Raw genomic sequence first — 16541 nt, 5'->3', positions numbered from 1 at the left:
CAGTGCCTGTCGGATCGCGGGATGCCACGAGAGGGCTTGCCGGGATCGGGCGCGGGCCTATTCTGGCGAGCAGACGGCAAAAGCCGCGGGGATGCTCCTGGGAGGGAATGATGAGCCGATCGATCACGCGCCGCGCCGCGCTCAGTCTTGCCGGCGGCGCGCTCGCCGCGCCTTTGATGTCGGGCAAGGGCTTCGGCCAGGCCTATCCGGCAAAGCCCGTCACCGTCATCATTCCGTTCGGTGCCGGGGGCACCACCGATCTCGTCGGCCGCATCATCTGCGAGAAGCTGACCCAGCGCGTCGGGAAAGCCTTCATCATCGAGAACCGTGCCGGGGCCGGCGGCAACACCGGGGTTGCCGCGCTCTCCCATGCCGCGCCCGACGGTTACACGATCGGCATGACGACGCCCTCGACGCACGGGATCAACCCCAACCTCTACAAGGAGAAGCTGCCTTTCAAGCCGTTCGAGGATTTCGAGTTTCTCTCGCTGGCCTCGTCCCAGCCGAATTTCCTGTGCGTGCACCCGTCGATTCCGGCCCAGAACGTCGCCGAATTTATCGCCTATCTGAAGGCCAATCCGGGCAAGGAGAATTTTGGCTCGTCGGGCATCGGCACCTCGATCCACCTTTCCGGGGAGCTGTTCATGCAGCTCGCCGGCGTGAAGATGCAGCACGTCACTTATCGTTCCTCGGGCGCGCTGGTGCAGGATCTGATCGCCGGCAACGTCAAGGTCTCCTTCGACAACTTCACTTCGCCTTATCCGCACTACAAGGCGGGCACGCTGCGCGGGCTCGCGGTGACCTCGACGGAGCGGGCCAGGATCGCGCCCGAGATTCCCGCTCTCGCCGAGACCTTGCCCGGCTTCGACATCAGCTCCTGGAACGGATTCCTAGCGCCCAAAGGCACGCCGAAGGAAATCTGCGACAGGCTCATCGCTGAGATGCAGACCGTTCTCAAGGACCCGGCTGTCGTCGCCCGCTTCGAGGAACTCGGCGCGGCGACGACGCCCTCCACCGGAGAGCAGGCGAAGGCGAAGGCGCAGACCGAGATCGCCAAGTTCAAGAGCATCATCGACAAGGCCGGGATCACCATCCAGAACTGAGGCCTGAGCCTGTCAGGCCGGCACCGACAGGGCCATGCCGTCGCGCTGCGGGTCGGCTCCGCCCGAGCACAGCCCGTCATCGACCCGGATGCCGTGCAGCGCCGCGAAGGGATAGCTCTGGGCCGAGCGCTTCACCTCGTAGCCCAGCGCGGCCAGCTCCTCGCTGACGCTGCGGCGGATGCGGTTGGAGATGTCGATCGTGTTCGACACCGCCACGATGCGCGGGGCCGCCACCGCCTCCAGCATGCCCATGCCGAAATCGATCACGTTCATCACGCCCTGCGCCATCGCCGGCGCGATATAGCTGCCGCCCGGCGCGCCCATCACGATGAAGGGCTTTTCGCCCTTGAAGACGATGGTCGGCGCGGCCGAGGAGGAGCGTCGCTTGCCGGGCGCGATCGAGCCGGCCCGGCCGGGGCGCGGATCGAAACGGCTCATCGTGCCGTTGTAGATGAAGCCGAGCCCGTCGGTGATCGCGCCCGAGGGCGAGCCGAGCGTATGGGTGAGCGCCACCGCATTGCCATGCCGGTCGACGACCGAGACATGGGTCGTCTCGCGTGACGAGGAGCGCTCCAGCCGCTTCACATCGGCGCGCTCGCCGCGCCGGATGCTCTCGGCCTGTGCCGCAGCGTGCTCCTTCGAAAGCAGCTGCTCGACCGGCACGTCGACATAGGCCGGGTCGCCCATATGAGCGTCCTTGTCGATGGTCATGCGCTTCATCGCCTCGGCCAGCAGCCGGACATGCTCGACAGAGCCATGCGTCAGCGCACCGATCTCGAAACTCTCCAGCATGTTGAGGATCTGCAGCATCAGCATCCCGCTCGCCGGCGGCGGGCTGGTCGAGATGCGATGGCCCCGATAGGAGCCCCAGACCGGCTCGGCGACCGAGAGTTCGTAGGCGGCCAGATCCTCGCGCGAGATCAGCCCGCCATGCGCGGCGAAATCGGCGGCGATCTCCTCGGCGAGCTCGCCCGTGTAGAACAGGCCGGCGCCGCCCTTCGCCAGCCGCTCCAGCGTGGTCGCCATGTCGGGATTGGCGACGATGTCGCCCGGCCGCTTCAGGCTGCCATCGGGGCGGAAATACAGCCGCTTGCCCGTCTCGCTGTAGCGCAGCTTGTCGGGGGTGTTGGCCTGGCCCGAGCCGCTCTGGTCCTGCGACCAGAACCAGTGCATGTGCGGACGCACCAGTACCCCCTCCCGCGCCTGCCGGATCGCGGGCGCGATGATGTCGGCCCAGTCCATCGTGCCGTAATGTGCCAGCGCGTAGTCATAGCCCTTGACGCTGCCCGGCGTGCAGACGGCGAGATGGCCGAACTCGCTGATGCCGCCCTCCAGCAGGAAGGCGAAGCCGTCGCGCGACTGGCCGAGCAGCTTGTCGAGCCACATCTCGGGCGTCGCCGAGAGTGAGGCCTTGGCATAGAACTCGACGATCTGGTGGACGCCCTTGCCCGGCATGTAGAGCTGCATCGAGCCGAAGCCGCCGATGCCGCTCATCAGCGGATCGACCACACCTTGCACGAAGGCGCAGGCGATCGCGGCATCGACCGCATTGCCGCCACGCTCCAGCACGGCCGCCCCGGCCTCGGCCGCCTCCGGCTGTGGGCAGACGATCATTCCGTTCTTCATGCGCGAGGTCTCATCATATGCGCCGCCCTCTCCGTCATGGTCGGGCTTGTCCCGACCATCCGCGTCTTCCTTTGGCGAGGGCGATGTTCAAGACGTGGGTGCTCTGCACAAGGCCGAGCATGACGTCGAGGCCTTTACTGCCGCTCACGCCCCGTCCCCCAGCCGCCAGAACAGCCTGACCCCGCCGTCCGGCATGCTCTCGAGCCCCGGCACGGCCGAGAGCAGCTTGCGCGTATAAGGGTGGCGCGGTGCGTCGAAGATCTGGTCGCGCGAGCCTTCCTCGACGATGCGGCCCTCGTTCATGACGACGACGCGGTCGGCAACCTGCTCGACCACGCCGAGGTCATGGCTGATGAACAGGCAGGAGAAGCCATGCTTGCGCTGCAGCTCCGCGAACAGTTCGAGCACCTGCGCCCGTACCGTGACGTCGAGCGCCGAGACCGGCTCGTCGGCGATGACGAAGCTCGGGCGCCGCACCACGGCGCGCGCGATGGCGATGCGCTGGCGCTGCCCGCCGGAAAGCTCGTGCGGATAGCGCCCGCCGAAGCCGTCGGCGAGACCGACCTCGGCCAGCACCTCGTCGACGCGGGCCTGCTTGTCCGGCGCCGCCATCCCCGGCACGAGACGCAGCGGCTCGGCCACGAGCTGGCGCACGGTCATGCGCGGGTCGAGCGAGGAATAAGGATCCTGGAACACCATCTGGCAGTTCAGCCGGTAGTTCCAGTAAGCGGCCTCGCTGCGGGCGATAGGCTTGCCGTCGAACAGGATCGCGCCGCCGCTCGCCTTGACCAGCCCGGCGATCGACTGGCCGAGCGTGGTCTTGCCCGAACCCGAGCCGCCGACGACCGCGACGACCTCGCCCGGCTGCACGTCGAGCGAGATGCCGTGCAGGGCGCGCTTCGGCGCGCTCTTGCGCAGGAAGCGCTGCCGGCCGGGATAGTCGACCACGAGAGCGCGCACTGCCACGATAGGCGTCTTGGCGGCAGGCAGCTCGCGCGCCGGCCCGCGCTGCGGCATCGCCGCGAGCAGCTTGCGGGTATAGGGGTGCTGCGGCCGCGCCAGGATGTCCTGCGACGGTCCCTGCTCGACGACCTCGCCCTGGCACATCACGACGATGCGGCTGCAATAGCGCGCGACCATGCCGAGATCATGCGAGATCAGCAGCACGGCGGTGCCGTTCTCCTGCGTCAGGCCGACCATCAGCTCCATCACGTCGCGCTGTACGACCGCGTCGAGCGCGGTCGTCGGCTCGTCGGCGAGCAGCAGCGCGGGCTTGAGCAGCATCACCGAGGCCAGCATGATGCGCTGGCGCATGCCGCCGGAGAACTGATGCGGGAAGGCGTCGAGCGCGCCCTCGGGGTCGGACAGGCCGACACGCCTGAGCATGTCGAGGATCAGCGCGCGGCGGCCGGCGGCATCGAGCTTGCGGTGGAGCGCGAGCCCTTCCTCGAGCTGCCGTCCGATCGTCATCGACGGGTTGAGCGAGGTCATCGGCTCCTGGAAGACCATGCCGACCCTGGAGCCGCGCACTGCCCGCAGGCGCTTTTGCGCCATGGTGGTGATCTCTTCGCCGTCGAAGCGGATCGAGCCCGCGGCGAGCGTCACGGCCGGTGGCACGAAGCCCATGACGGCGCGGGCCGCCAGCGTCTTGCCGGAGCCGGATTCGCCGACGATGCCGACGATCTCGCCGCGCGAGATCGAGAAGCCGACACTCTTCACGACCTCGCGGCCCGAGGATCTGATCGCGAGGGTGAGGTTCTCGACTTCGAGCAGGGGCGCGCTCATCGGGCGCCTCGCATGCGCGGGTCGAGCCGGTCGCGCACCGCGTCGCCGAGCAGATTGATGCCGAGCAGGGTCAGCGAGATGCACAGGCCCGGGAAGATGCCGAGCCACATCGCCTGGCCGATATAGGCGCGCGAACCCGCCAGCATGTTGCCCCAGGTCGGGGCCGGTGGCGGTACGCCCAGCCCGAGGAAGGAGAGCGAGCTCTCCGCCAGCAGCACATAGCCGAACATCGAGGTCGCCAGCACGGTCAGCGGCGCGATGCAGTTGGGCAGGACGTGGCGGGCCATGGTGAAGGCCTCGGAGTTGCCCATCACGCGCGAGGCGGCGATGAACTCCTTCTCGCGCAGCGACAGGACCGTGCCGCGCACGATGCGCGCGACGGACGGCGTATAGGCGATGCCGAGCGCCAGGATGATGCCGTATTTGTTGGCGCCGACCACGGCGAGCAGGCCGAGCGCCAGCAGGATGCCGGGGAAGGCCAGCAGCGCATCGTTGAAGGCCATCACGACACGGTCGATCCAGCCGCGCATATAGCCGGAGAACAGGCCGATCGTGGTGCCGAGGATGACGGCGAGCGTCACGGTCAGGATGCTGATCCAGACCGAGGTCGCGGCGCCGGCCATCAACCGCGAGAGCACGTCGCGGCCGAATTCGTCGGTGCCGAGCCAGTACAGCGAGGATGGCGGCGCGAGCTTGTAGCGGAAGGACAGGCGCAGGGGATCATAGGGCGTCCACACCGCGCCGATGGCGGCGGTAACCGCGAGCGTGCCGATCAGCGTGCCGCCGATCAGGGCGTTGAGAGGGGGGAGCTTCATTCGGCCATCACCCTCGGGTCGAAGATCGGATAGCAGAGGTCGATGACGAGGTTCACCAGCACATAGGTGAAGGCGACGAACAGCATGCAGCCCTGGATCACCGGATAGTCGCGCGCGAAGATCGCATCGACCAGCAGGCGGCCGAGACCCGGGATGGTGAAGACGGTTTCGACGACAGCGATGCCGCCGAGCAGGTTGCCGAGCACGAGGCCGATCAGCGTCCAGGTCGGCCCGAACGCGTTCTTGAAGGCGTGGCGCCAGAGCACGGCCATCTCCGACAGCCCCTTGGCGCGGGCATGGGTGATGTAGTCGAGCCGCATCACCTCCAGCGTCGAGGCCCGCGCCATCCGCAGCAGCACGCCGATCTCGTGCAGGAACAGCGTCAGGATCGGCATGACCAGATAGAGCACGCCGCGCCAGGGATCGTCGCCGATCGCGACATAGCCGACGACCGGCAGCCAGCCGAGTTTCAGCCCGAAGAACAGCAGCAGCAGCAGGCCGAGCCAGAAGGTCGGTATCGAGAGCAAAAGCGTCGCGATGGCGACGAGCCCGAGATCGAGACCCGAATCCTGCTTCCAGGCGGCGATCACGCCGGCCGGCACCGCGACCAGGCTGGCGAAGAGAACCGCGACCAGCACGATCTGCGCGCTGATCCAGAAACGTGACAGGATCAGCGGCAGGATCGGCTCCTGAGTATTGATCGAGATGCCGAGATCGCCCCTGAGCAGATTGCCGAACCAGATGCCGAACTGAACGAACAGGCTCTGGTCGAGGCCGAGCTTTGCCCTGAGATCGGCGATCGAGGCCGGCGTCGCGAGGTCGCCCAGCAGCAGGGATGCCGGATCGCCCGGGATCAGCCGGATCAGCACGAACACCGACACTGCCACGATCAGCAGCGTCGGCAGGGCCATGGCGACCCGGGTCAGGGCGAAGCGCAGCATTGGCGGCCTTCGGGCTCTAGAGCATTTTCGAGCGAAGTGGATACCGGTTCGCGTGAGGAAAATGCGTCAAAACAATAGCTTGGAGTCAGCGGAGCGGAGTTTGCGTCACTTCGCGGCAGTGACTTCCCACATCCGCAGCTTCGACTGCCAGGGCTTGAAGCCGGTAATGCGCTTGCTGTGGGCGATGGCATCGACGCCGTTGAACATGAAGATCAGCGGCACCTCGTCGATGACGGCCTTGTGCAGCTCGTCGACGAGCTTCTGCCGCTCGGCGCGATCGGGGAGGGACATCAGCCGGTCGATCTTCTCCTGCGCCTGCGGGCTATCCCAGACCTTGCGCGGCTGCTTGTCCTTCGGGCCGGCAAACTGCTCGAAGGCCAAAGCCGGGTCGAAGCGCGCCGAGAAGGAGAAGGACTGCATCTGGTAGTTGCCCTTGTTGTAGCGGTCGAGCTGGGTCGCCCAGTCGAGCACTTCGATCTCGGCATTGATGCCGGCGGCCTGCAGCATGGCCTGGACGACGACGGCGGCCGGGAAGCTCGGCACGCGCGGGCGCTTGTTGGCGAGGATGACGATCTTCTCGCCCTTGTAGCCTGCCTCAGTGAGCAGCTTCTTGGCTCGGGTGGGATCGTATTTATGGCCCTGTTTTTCGACCGCGCCGAAATAGGACGAGCCGGAATAGATCGGCGACGTGTTGGACTGGCCGAGATTATCGGAGGCCGTAGCGACCACCTCGTCCATATCGAGCGCGGCCGCGATCGCCTGGCGCAATTTCTGATTGCCCATCACGGCGTCGCGGGTCTGGATCAGCAGGACCTGGCGCACCGCGGTGGCGGCGGTGACGACCTCGAGCTTGGGCAGCTTGCGGATCTCGGCGACATCGCTCGGCAGAATCTCGCTCAGATCGAGCGCGCCCGAGATCAACCCGGCCTTCACCGTGGCCGGATCCTTGACGACGAGGAACTTCACGTCCTTGAGCAGCGGGCGTTTGGAACCGACATAGCCGTCAGCCTTGCCGTCGGTCTTCGGTGAGGCGTAGCCCTCGTAGGCGGTCATGGTGAAGTATTCGCCGCGCTTCCACTCGCCGAACTTGTAGGGGCCGGTGCCGATCGGCTTGTCGAAGGCACCGTCGGCCTTGACCGAATCCTTGTGCAGGATCGCGGTCATCGCGCAGTCGGTGCGAGCCATGCTGTCGAGGAAGAGGGCGTTCGGCTTGTCGAGTTTCATCACGACGGTCTGCGCGTCAGGCGTCTCGACGCCCTCGACCTTGAGGCCGGAGCGGCCGTCGAAATCCGAGGCGCAGCGCCACTCGGTCTTGGGGTCCATGTAGCGGTTCCAGCTCCACAGCACGTCGGCCGAGGTCAGCTCGGCGCCGTTGTGGAACTTCACGCCCTTGCGCAGGGTGAAGCTGTAGGTCTTGCCGTCGGCCGAAAGGTCGATCTTCTCCGCGAGCAGAGGTTGCGGCGTTCCGCCATCGTCATAACCGACGAGACCCTCGACCATTTGCAGGACGAAATCGTCGGTGCCGTCGTCGCGGTTGACGCCCGGATTGATGCTGCGGACGTCGGCTTGCACCGCGACGGTGAGCGATTGGGCGAGCGTCGGGCTGGCCAGCAGCGGCACGAGGCCGGCGGACAAGAGGCAGGCGGAGGCGAGAAGCCGGTTCATGCGTGGATCCCCTGTTGTCGTTGGCGCGTGGCGTCGGCGGTCTTCAGGCCGCCTTGGCCGTGCCGGCGCGAAGCCTGGCGAGATGGTCGGCGAAGAAATCCTCGACCTTCGGGACCGCACGCAGGCCGTCATGGGCCATGTTGGGCACGAGATCGAAGCGTGCCGCGATGCCGGCGTCCGCGAAGGATTTGCGCAAGGAGCTGAGGCGCTCGGGCCGGGTCGCGCCGGCGTGGTTGGCGTCGGGCATCCAGTTGCGGCCGCCCGGCTTGTGGGTGATCTCCCAGGTCTCGAGATCGGCGGCACCGACGATCATCTGGACGGCGACCGTCTTCATCGCCGCGATATCGGGCGCCGCGCCGAACAGCTCGGCCATGTTGCGCGTACCGACCCACCAATCGCGGGTTGGATCGAGCAGCGTCACCGAGCCCGGTGCGCCGATCGAGCAGGCCCAGAGCCTCTGCGGCTGCAGCATCAGGAAGCGATGGGCGAAATGCCCGCCGCCCGAATAGCCGAACAGGCCGAAGCGCGGGAAGCTGACGCCGTAGCGCGCCTCGATCTCGGCCACCATGGCGAGCAGGATGTGATCGTAGCGGATCGCGCCCTCGCGCATGTATTTGAAGCCGTCGCGGTTGTCGTCGCCGAGAACGCCGATCGGGAAGAGCGGCGCCAGCACGATGCAGTTATTCCAGCGGCCGAACTCCTGGAAGGCGTCGCGATAGCCGGTGAAGCCTCTGCCCGTGCCGTGCATCGCGACGATCAGTTCCGGCGGCTGCGTCGTCTGGCCGAGAGTGGGCGGCACATAGAGGCAGTAGCTGAAACGTGGATCGGCCTTGCAGGCGATCACGGGCGTCGGGCCTAGATCGTAGAGCGCCCGCGCGATCGCCGCCGCGTCCTGGCCGGCAGCGGCGGCGCCTGCGGCAGATGTCGCGTCGGCTTTGGTCATGGCCATGTCTCTCGATCTGGCTGAATAATTGGCGCCAATTTTGTTGCACGATGAAGGATGTCGTGCAACAGGCTTGTGCATCCCCCGTCGCGATGGGCTAGAACGCTGTCATGCAGCCGAAAATCAAGCCTGCTCTTGCCGAGCCTGCCGCCGCAAAACCCGCGCCCGCGAAACCTGCAGTTGCCAAGCCCGTCATCGCCAAGCGTGCCCTGGCGAGCGAGATCGCCCAGGCGATCCGGCTGCGCATGTACCGCCCCGGCGAATGGCTCCGGCAGATCGATCTCGAGGAGAAGTTTCAGGCGACGCGCTTCGACGTGCGTGGTGCGCTCGAGGAACTCGCCATCCGCAAGACGATCGAGCATGTCCCCAATCGCGGCTACCGCGTCGCCGAGATCGATCTGGCGACCTATCGCGCCATTCGCGACACGCGCATCATCATCGAGGCCGGCGCCATGGCGGGCGTCGTCGCCCATATCGGCGAGGCGGAGATCGCCCGTCTCGCCGAGCTCGCCATGGCCTTCAGCGAGGCGGCTGCCACCGGCACCCGCAACGACCAGAGCGAGATCAACAGCGCCTTCCACCATCTGATCTATGCCTCCTGCGGCAATCCGGTTCTGGACGAAACGATCTGGGCGCTGCGCGACCGTTCACGTGGCTCATCCGTCACGGTCTGGGCCTCGCACGAAGCGCTGCTCGCCAGTGCGCGCGATCATCACGCCATGGTCGAGGCGTTGAGGCGGCGCGATGCGGCGGAACTCGCGGCCCTGATCACCCGCCATATCGACAAGGATATGGGCTGAAGCACGCGGTCAGGGCGCCAGCGAAACCTCCCAGAGCCGGGGCAGCGAGGTCAGCGACGAGACATAGCCGCTGACATGCTTGCCGACCGCGCCGCCGGCGATGCCGTTGTAGAGCATCGCCATCGGCATGTCGGCGAGGAAGCGCTTGTGCAACTCGTCGAAGATCGCCTGGCGCTCGCCCTTGTCGGCAACGATCATCGACTTATCGAGCAGTGCCTGGATCTCCGGGTTGTCCCAGAGCTTGCGCGGCTGCTTGTCCTTGGGGCCGGTCATCGACTCGAAGGACAAGGATGGATCCATCCGGCCGGAATAGGGGAAGGCCTGGATCTGGTAGCTGCCCTTGTTGTAGCGGTCGAGCTGCGTCGCCCATTCAAGGACCTCGATCTCGACGTTCAGGCCGGCCGATTGCAGCATCTGCTGCGCCACCACAGCCGCATTGAAGCTCTGCGGATAGCGCTTGTTGGCCATCATCACGATCTTCTCGCCCTTGTAGCCGGACTCGGCGATCAGCTTCTTCGCGGCGGCGACGTCATAGGTGACATCCTGCTCCTGCGCCTTGCTGTGATAGGCCGAGAGCGTCGGCACGATCGAACCGTTGGGCTTGCCGAGCCCGTCGGTGACGGCGTCGACCAGCTCCTTTTTGTCGATCGCGGTGGCGATGGCGCGGCGCAGCTTGACGTTGGCCATCACCGGGTCGCGCGTCTGGATGATCAGGCCGACCAGGCCCATATGCGAGACCACCGAGAGCTTGACCTTGGGTTCGCTTTTGAGCTCCGCGACATCGGCATTGGCGACGTCGGGCACGACATCGATGTCGCCGCTGACCAGCGCAGCCTTGGCGGTGGCGCTGTCGGGGATGACGACGAAACGGACTTCGTCGACGAGCGGGCGCTTGGCGCCGCCCAGCCCGTCGATCTTGCCCTGCAGCGCTGCGTAGTCGGCAAAGCGCTCCAGCCTGATGAACTCGCCGCGTTTCCATTCGGCGAGTTTGAACGGGCCGGTGCCGATCGGCTTGTCGAACGATCCGTCCGCCTTGACCGAATCCTTGTGCAGGATGCCGGTCATGGCGCAGTCGGTGCGGGCGAGCGATGTGAGGAACAGCGCGCTCGGCTTGTCGAGCTGGAAGACGACGGTGCGCGGATCCTGCGCCGTGACGCTCTCGACCTTGACCAATCCACGTCCGTCGAACTCCGACAAGCAGCGCCAGTCCGTCTTCGGCGTCATGTAGCGGTTCCAGCTCCAGACCACATCGGCTGCAGTCATCTCGGCGCCGTTGTGGAATTTGACGCCCTGGCGCAGCGTGAAGCTATAGGTCTTGCCGTCCTCGGAGATCGCCACCTTCTCCGCGAGCAGCGGTTTCGGTGCCGCATCCTCGCCATAGGCGACGAGCCCCTCGACCATGTGAAGCACGACGCCGTCGGTGTTGTGGTCGCGGTTGACGCCGGGGTCGATCGAGCGGATGTCGGCGGGCAGTTGCACGCGCAGTGCCGTTGCGGCCTGGGCGGTGGCGGCCAGTCCCGCGAGCGCCAGCCCGGCGAAGGCAACGCCGGCGATGATGGTGGTGGTCCTGATCTGTCGAAGCATCGGCCTGTTCCCCCTATTGTCGTAACGGCATGCTGCGGCGGTTCGGTGGTCTATTCGGCGGCCTCCGCAAGAGTCAGCGGTCCCGCCGTCAGGCTGTAGCGGGTGAAGCTCCGGTTCAGCGCCGGCAGCGGGCAGACCTCCATGATCCCTTCCGCCGGCTGCATGATCACCATCGCGACCGTCGCCGACAGGTTGCCGGTGTCGTTCGGGCGCGGCGGGCGGCAGACCGAATGGGGCGTGAGGAAATCGTCGAAGAAGGCCGCTTTCAGATCGTCGACCGTGAGTTTGCCGCCGGCCTCGTCCAGCAGCTTCCGCACCCGCCAGTCGCGGTAGAAGCTGTCGGGCACGCGTGGCGTGCCGGTGTCGCGCAGCTTGGTCAGCGCGACCTGCCCGACCCAGTGGTTGGCGTGCACGATCAGCCCCTCGCTCGGGTAGAGCGGGAAGGCCTCGTCCGGTGCGCATTCGAAGTCGATGCCGAAGCCTTTCACGGTCGACAGCATCATGTTGTTGGAGCAGGCCTTCGGCGTCGTCGCCACAGCCTTGATCGCGAAGGCGAGATGCTCCTGCTCCAGAACCTTGCGTCGGATCAGGGCGAGCGGCACGCCGGGTTGTGTGAAGTCGCGCTCGGATTCGAGGTAGTTGGCGGTGATGCAGATGCCGGCCGCATTCATGCCGCAGCGGGCGAGCCCGCCGGCCTCTACGAAGGTGAGAAAGTCCGGCCCGTCGTCGCGCCGCACCCGCATCACGATCGCGGTCTCGGCGCATTCGGCCTTCCAGTCCCAGTTCTGGCCGTGGATCAGCGTGCCGTTGGCGCTGCGCTCGGGCAGGATGATTGCCCCGGTGCAGCCATCGTCGAGCTCTTCGGTCGCCTCGACCGGCCTGTTCTTGACCAGCCGCGCCTTGGCGATGACCTCGGTGCGGGCATTGATCATGATGATGTCTTCGAGCGACACGCCGGCGCCCTCGGCGATGCCGGCCATCTCCTCGACGTAATGAGCGCCGAAAGCCTCGATCTCGCGAGCGAATTCCCCGATCAGCGCCGTCTTGGCCGCAGCGCCGTAGCCGAGTTCGTCGAGCTGTCCGCCATAGAGTTCGATCGAGCGCTTGACGCGCGCGGGCACCGCCGCACCATGCTGCCGTCCCCGCTCATAGGGCGTTCCAGAGACATCCACGAAGGGGCAGGGCTGGATCATCGTCGTTTCTCCCGGCCCATGGCCAGCGGTCGGCTATTAATGTATTTCATCTGCAACTAAGACAATCAAGAGCGGTCATGTCTCAGCCTTCCCGTCTCCAGCAGGACCTCGCCGAGCGCATCCTCGATCTGGCGCGCGAGGACGGGCTGATCGCCGGTGCCCGCCTCAACGAAAGCGTCATCGCGCGCCGGCTCGACGTCTCCAGGACGCCGGTGCGCGCCGCCTTCGCCTGGCTCCAGGCGCGCGGGCTGGTGCGCCGCAACCCGCATCGCGGGCTCGAGCTGATCAGCGCTCCCGGCCTGCCGGATGCGGGCGCAAGTCCGCCGGATGAGGTGGAACTCGCCCTGATCCGGCTCGCCCATGAGCACGAGGCCGGCGAGCTGGAGGATGCGTTCTCCGAGCAGGAAATCATGCGGCGCTACGGGCTCGGCCGGCCCGAGGCGAAGCGGCTGCTGGCGCGCCTCGCCGATCTCGACATGGTCGAGCGCAGGCCGGGCTATGGCTGGCGCTTCCTGCAGGAGCCGCGTGATCCGCGCGTGCATGAGGAACGCTATCGCTTTCGGCTGCTGATCGAGCCGATGGCCTTCCTCGAGCCGGGCTTCGGACTCGACCGGGGGTGGCTCGCGGAGATGCGCGAGCGCCATCGGGCGACGCTGGCGCAGCCCTGGCGCGAGACCTCCGCGATCAGCTTCTTCGAGATGAACGCGGCCTTCCATGAGGGATTGGCGGCGGCATCCGGCAACCGCTTCATCCACGCGGCGATCCGTCGGCAGAACCAGCTTCGGCGGCTCTCCAATTATGATTGGGTGTTCGGCTTCGAGCGTGTCGAGGTGAACTGCCGCGAGCATCTGCAGATCCTCGATTCGATCGAGGCCGGCGATCTGGAGGTCGCGGCCGCCCAGATGCGCCGCCATCTGCAGCGCGCCAGCCGGCTGCGCTGGCCCGATCGGCCGAACTAGCTCCTGCGTCGGCTTTTATCGCTGGGAAAAGACACTGCGGTGCTGCCGGGGTCCGGCGTCAATGCCGGACGGCATTGATGAACGAGCGGGTTCGCGCTTCCTTCGGATCGGTGAGGAGGGACTGCGGCGGGCCGATCTCCACGATCTGGCCCTGATCCATGAAGGCCACGCGATGCGCGACGTCGCGGGCGAAGCCGAGTTCATGCGTCACGACGATCATCGTCATCCCGGTCAGGGCGAGATCGCGCATCACGAGCAGAACCTCCGCCACGAGTTCGGGATCCAGCGCCGAGGTCGGCTCGTCGAACAGAAGGAGTTCGGGTTGCATCGCGAGAGAGCGTGCGATGGCGACGCGCTGCTGCTGGCCGCCCGAAAGCTGCGACGGGTAGGCGTCGCGCTTGTCTGCGAGGCCGACGCGTTCGAGCAGCGCATGGGCTCGCTCGCGCGCCTGCGCCACCGGCTGCCTGAGAACCTGGACTGGGCCCTCGATGATATTCTGGGTCGCGGTGAGATGAGGGAACAGGTTGAAGCGCTGGAACACCATGCCGATCGAGCGGCGCTGGCGGGCGATGGCCTTGTCGTCGAGTTCGTAGAGTTTGTTGCCGGCCTGGTGAAAGCCGACGCGCTCGCCCGAGACGAAGAGAGCGCCGCCGTCGATGCGTTCGAGCTGGTTGATGCAGCGCAGGAAGGTGCTCTTGCCGGAGCCCGACGGGCCGATGATGCAGAGCACCTCGCCCCGGTTCACCGCGAGATCGATGCCTTTGAGCACCTTGAGGTCGCCGAACTGCTTCTGGACCTTGCGGGCAAGGACGAGCGGCGCGCCGGGCGCGAGGTGGTCGGCGTCGAGGGCTTTGACGGGGGCGAGAGTCGTTTCCATCGCGCGTCTCCTCAACGGCCGGGCGAGCGGGCGACGCCGCGCTCATAATAGGCTTCCACCCGTCCCTGCAGCAGGCTGAGGATCGTGACGACGATCAGATACCAGAAGGCCGCGACGAGCAGCAGTTCGATGACCCGCGAATTGGCGTAGTAGATGCTCTGGGCGCTGTGCAGCACCTCGGCGAATTGCACCACGCTGGCGAGAGAGGTGAGCTTCACCATGCCGATGAACTCGTTGCCGACTGGCGGCACGATCACGCGCATCGCCTGCGGCATGATGATCCGGCGCAGCAGTTGCAGGCGTGTCATGCCCAGCGTCTGGGCCGCCTCGTACTGGCCCTGATCGACCGAGAGCAGGCCGGCCCGGACGACCTCCGCCGTGAAGGCGCCCTGCTGGATGCCCAGGCCCAGCAGCGCCGCGACGAAGGGGGTCATCACGTCGACGGTCTTCCAGCTCGCGATGCCGGGGATGCCGATCGTCGGGAAGACCAGCGCGAGATTGTACCAGAGCAGGAGCTGTAGCAGCACCGGGATCGCGCGGAAGAACCAGATGTAGCCGAGCGCCGTGGTCGACAGCACAGGGTTCGCCGACAGCCGCATGATCGCGAAGACGACGCCGAGCACGAGTCCCAGCAGCATCGCCAGGATCGACATGACGATCGTGTTGGCGAGACCCTCCATGATCGCCCGGACGGTCAGGAAGCGGCCGACATAGCTCCATTCGATCTGGCCGACGACGAAGGCATGGACGATGGCGGCCAGCCCGACCAGCACGATGGCGGCGCCGACCAGCCGGCCGTAATGGCGCCGCTGGACGATGACGAGGTTTTCAGGATCGCTGTTCATCATGTTCCTGTGCGCATGGCGCTCGGGCCACTGCGTCCTTCCTTGCCGATGCCGCTCCGCGCATTCTCACCAGCAGCGCATGGCGGAAAGCATCGCCTGGCGTCGCTCGAAGGCTGCCGAGGACGGCCCTTCGCCGCCGTCCCCGCCTGCATCGACGAATCGTAACCGGGCGACGGCGCCATGAGCGGTGGTCAGCAGGTCCCCGACGAAAGCCGGGAGCCCTGCGAGGAGGAACGATGTGACGGACAGCGGCGACGGTGCCGAAAGACTGGGTTGCATGGTGCACCTCCGGAAGGTTCCGGGCAGCAATAATCCTGCCAGCCGGGCCGCCGCCCGTTCACGCGCCCTTGCCGATCTTCCGCATCGCCAGCCCCGCCATGAAATACATCATCACATAGACGATGACCCGGTAGGTCACGGCCGATCCGGGCGGAATGCAGATGAAGGAGAGCGCGTCTGCGCCGCGCTTGCCGCATTCATGGCCGAGCCGGATCGCCTCGTAATCGGTCATGCCGATCGGTTCGGCGAGTTCGCCGAGCATGTCACCGTCCGAGGGGCCGGCGCCGCCCATCACATCCATGTCGAAATGGCAGTAGACCGCATCGCTGCCGGCGAAGGCCTGGTCGAGGTTTCTGACACAGCCTTCGATGCCGAGTTCCGTGCGGATCTTCCACATCGGCATGAAATTGGCGCCCTGGCTGACATAGCGCCGGATCGTTGCCGGGTCCTCGAGCATGCCGCGCTCGCCGATCTCGACGAGATGCGGGATGCTCATGTTAGGGCAGTCGCGGTAGAGCTTGTCCTTCCAGTTGGTCGAGCCGGCGATATGCGGGCTCATCGTCGCCCAGTCATACGGCCAGGCGTCCCAGTGTGTGTCGAGGCTGACCATCCCGACCGGACCCTTGGCCCTGTCCGCGACCGGCTTGCCGACCGCATAGGAGCCGCAGGGCGAGTTCTGGCCGATGACGATCGGAATGGCGCCGATATCGAGCGCATCCTGCACCTTGGCGATCGTGGCTTCCTGCGCCTCCAGGATCTTCTCGACCGTGCCCTCATAGCTGGTCTCGGGCGGGATGTTGGCGTCGCCATAGTCGACGACCTTCAGGTGCTCAAAAACGTCGAGATCGAAATCCTGGATATAGCCGGAGCGATAGCGGATCGACTGCTGGCGCACATGCTTGGTCGCGACGATCCACTCGTCCTTGTCGACGCCGCTGTATTGCCGGCCGAAGCCGGCGACGAAGGGCGCGCCGATGATGACGACGTCGGCGCCTTCGAGGTCCTTCTTCGTCACGGCATGCGGCACGCCGAGAAAGGTCGGCATGTCTTCCTTGATGCGCGGGAAATGCGTGGTGCGCCAGACCTTGCCGCGGAAGGTCGCATCCCAGCCGGGATAATGGGGCAT

14 protein-coding genes are annotated in these 16541 nt (G+C 66.4%); 3 read left to right on the top strand and 11 right to left on the bottom strand.

Annotation, left to right across the window (positions count from 1 at the left end):
* Positions 1–110: 110 nt before the first annotated feature.
* A complete protein-coding gene (locus C8D03_RS07845) occupies positions 111–1103 on the top strand; it encodes a Bug family tripartite tricarboxylate transporter substrate binding protein (protein ID WP_181300782.1) in 993 nt (330 codons plus the stop codon).
* Between the two features lie 12 nt (positions 1104–1115).
* On the opposite strand, the gene ggt is transcribed toward C8D03_RS07845, so the two are convergent.
* The 6 genes from ggt to C8D03_RS07815 all read right to left on the bottom strand — a co-directional run bounded on the left by ggt (position 1116) and on the right by C8D03_RS07815 (position 8878).
* Positions 1116–2729 (bottom strand): gamma-glutamyltransferase, encoded by a 1614-nt coding sequence (gene ggt, locus C8D03_RS07840; protein ID WP_108045766.1) that lies wholly within the window; start codon positions 2727–2729, stop codon positions 1116–1118.
* 144 nt (positions 2730–2873) lie between these two features.
* On the bottom strand, positions 2874–4514 hold the full coding sequence (locus C8D03_RS07835) for an ABC transporter ATP-binding protein (protein ID WP_108045765.1): 1641 nt from the start codon (positions 4512–4514) through the stop codon (positions 2874–2876).
* Positions 4511–5329, bottom strand: coding sequence for an ABC transporter permease (locus tag C8D03_RS07830; protein WP_108045764.1), 819 nt, complete (start codon positions 5327–5329; stop codon positions 4511–4513). The genes C8D03_RS07835 and C8D03_RS07830 overlap by 4 nt, the downstream gene beginning before the upstream one ends.
* Positions 5326–6270 carry an ABC transporter permease gene (locus C8D03_RS07825; RefSeq protein ID WP_108045763.1) on the bottom strand — a complete coding sequence of 315 codons (945 nt, stop codon included), beginning with the start codon at positions 6268–6270 and terminating at the stop codon, positions 5326–5328. The genes C8D03_RS07830 and C8D03_RS07825 overlap by 4 nt, the downstream gene beginning before the upstream one ends.
* 105 nt (positions 6271–6375) lie before the next feature.
* A complete protein-coding gene (locus tag C8D03_RS07820; RefSeq protein WP_108045762.1) occupies positions 6376–7935 on the bottom strand; it encodes an ABC transporter substrate-binding protein in 1560 nt (519 codons plus the stop codon).
* Between the two features lie 43 nt (positions 7936–7978).
* Positions 7979–8878, bottom strand: a complete 900-nt coding sequence (locus C8D03_RS07815) for an alpha/beta hydrolase family protein (protein ID WP_108051346.1) — start codon at positions 8876–8878, stop codon at positions 7979–7981.
* Between the two features lie 110 nt (positions 8879–8988).
* Here C8D03_RS07815 and C8D03_RS07810 point away from each other — a divergent pair, with 110 nt between their 5' ends.
* The gene (locus C8D03_RS07810) at positions 8989–9678 is read left to right on the top strand and encodes a GntR family transcriptional regulator (RefSeq protein ID WP_108045761.1); all 690 of its coding nucleotides are present in this window, start codon (positions 8989–8991) and stop codon (positions 9676–9678) included.
* A 9-nt stretch (positions 9679–9687) separates the two neighbouring features.
* Here C8D03_RS07810 and C8D03_RS07805 read toward each other — a convergent pair whose 3' ends face one another.
* Positions 9688–11262 (bottom strand): ABC transporter substrate-binding protein, encoded by a 1575-nt coding sequence (locus C8D03_RS07805; protein WP_108045760.1) that lies wholly within the window; start codon positions 11260–11262, stop codon positions 9688–9690.
* Positions 11263–11312: 50 nt separating this feature from the next.
* The gene (locus tag C8D03_RS07800) at positions 11313–12455 is read right to left on the bottom strand and encodes a C45 family autoproteolytic acyltransferase/hydolase (protein ID WP_108045759.1); all 1143 of its coding nucleotides are present in this window, start codon (positions 12453–12455) and stop codon (positions 11313–11315) included.
* Between the two features lie 77 nt (positions 12456–12532).
* Between C8D03_RS07800 and C8D03_RS07795 the strand changes: the two genes are divergently transcribed.
* On the top strand, positions 12533–13414 hold the full coding sequence (locus C8D03_RS07795; protein ID WP_108045758.1) for a GntR family transcriptional regulator: 882 nt from the start codon (positions 12533–12535) through the stop codon (positions 13412–13414).
* 58 nt (positions 13415–13472) lie between these two features.
* On the opposite strand, the gene C8D03_RS07790 is transcribed toward C8D03_RS07795, so the two are convergent.
* The 3 genes from C8D03_RS07790 to C8D03_RS07780 form a co-directional block, all read right to left on the bottom strand.
* Positions 13473–14291, bottom strand: coding sequence for an amino acid ABC transporter ATP-binding protein (locus C8D03_RS07790; protein ID WP_108045757.1), 819 nt, complete (start codon positions 14289–14291; stop codon positions 13473–13475).
* An 11-nt stretch (positions 14292–14302) separates the two neighbouring features.
* Positions 14303–15136 (bottom strand): amino acid ABC transporter permease, encoded by an 834-nt coding sequence (locus C8D03_RS07785; protein ID WP_248308394.1) that lies wholly within the window; start codon positions 15134–15136, stop codon positions 14303–14305.
* A 337-nt stretch (positions 15137–15473) separates the two neighbouring features.
* Positions 15474–16541 (bottom strand): arginase family protein, encoded by a 1068-nt coding sequence (locus C8D03_RS07780; protein WP_108045755.1) that lies wholly within the window; start codon positions 16539–16541, stop codon positions 15474–15476.

Origin of the sequence: Bosea sp. 124, assembly GCF_003046175.1 — a bacterium.
Taxonomy (GTDB): Bacteria; Pseudomonadota; Alphaproteobacteria; order Rhizobiales; family Beijerinckiaceae; genus Allobosea.
Note: the sequence above shows the minus strand (reverse complement) of the source record. Positions and strands in the feature narration are given on the sequence as shown.

Bases quoted from the DNA above. Each gene is read 5' to 3' on its own strand.
- C8D03_RS07845 (WP_181300782.1), top strand. From the start codon at position 111: ATGAGCCGATCGATCACGCGCCGCGCCGCGCTCAGTCTTGCCGGCGGC.
- ggt (WP_108045766.1), bottom strand. From the start codon at position 2,729: ATGAAGAACGGAATGATCGTCTGCCCACAGCCGGAGGCGGCCGAGGCC.
- C8D03_RS07835 (WP_108045765.1), bottom strand. From the start codon at position 4,514: ATGAGCGCGCCCCTGCTCGAAGTCGAGAACCTCACCCTCGCGATCAGA.
- C8D03_RS07830 (WP_108045764.1), bottom strand. From the start codon at position 5,329: ATGAAGCTCCCCCCTCTCAACGCCCTGATCGGCGGCACGCTGATCGGC.
- C8D03_RS07825 (WP_108045763.1), bottom strand. From the start codon at position 6,270: ATGCTGCGCTTCGCCCTGACCCGGGTCGCCATGGCCCTGCCGACGCTG.
- C8D03_RS07820 (WP_108045762.1), bottom strand. From the start codon at position 7,935: ATGAACCGGCTTCTCGCCTCCGCCTGCCTCTTGTCCGCCGGCCTCGTG.
- C8D03_RS07815 (WP_108051346.1), bottom strand. From the start codon at position 8,878: ATGACCAAAGCCGACGCGACATCTGCCGCAGGCGCCGCCGCTGCCGGC.
- C8D03_RS07810 (WP_108045761.1), top strand. From the start codon at position 8,989: ATGCAGCCGAAAATCAAGCCTGCTCTTGCCGAGCCTGCCGCCGCAAAA.
- C8D03_RS07805 (WP_108045760.1), bottom strand. From the start codon at position 11,262: ATGCTTCGACAGATCAGGACCACCACCATCATCGCCGGCGTTGCCTTC.
- C8D03_RS07800 (WP_108045759.1), bottom strand. From the start codon at position 12,455: ATGATCCAGCCCTGCCCCTTCGTGGATGTCTCTGGAACGCCCTATGAG.
- C8D03_RS07795 (WP_108045758.1), top strand. From the start codon at position 12,533: ATGTCTCAGCCTTCCCGTCTCCAGCAGGACCTCGCCGAGCGCATCCTC.
- C8D03_RS07790 (WP_108045757.1), bottom strand. From the start codon at position 14,291: ATGGAAACGACTCTCGCCCCCGTCAAAGCCCTCGACGCCGACCACCTC.
- C8D03_RS07785 (WP_248308394.1), bottom strand. From the start codon at position 15,136: ATGAACAGCGATCCTGAAAACCTCGTCATCGTCCAGCGGCGCCATTAC.
- C8D03_RS07780 (WP_108045755.1), bottom strand. From the start codon at position 16,541: ATGCCCCATTATCCCGGCTGGGATGCGACCTTCCGCGGCAAGGTCTGG.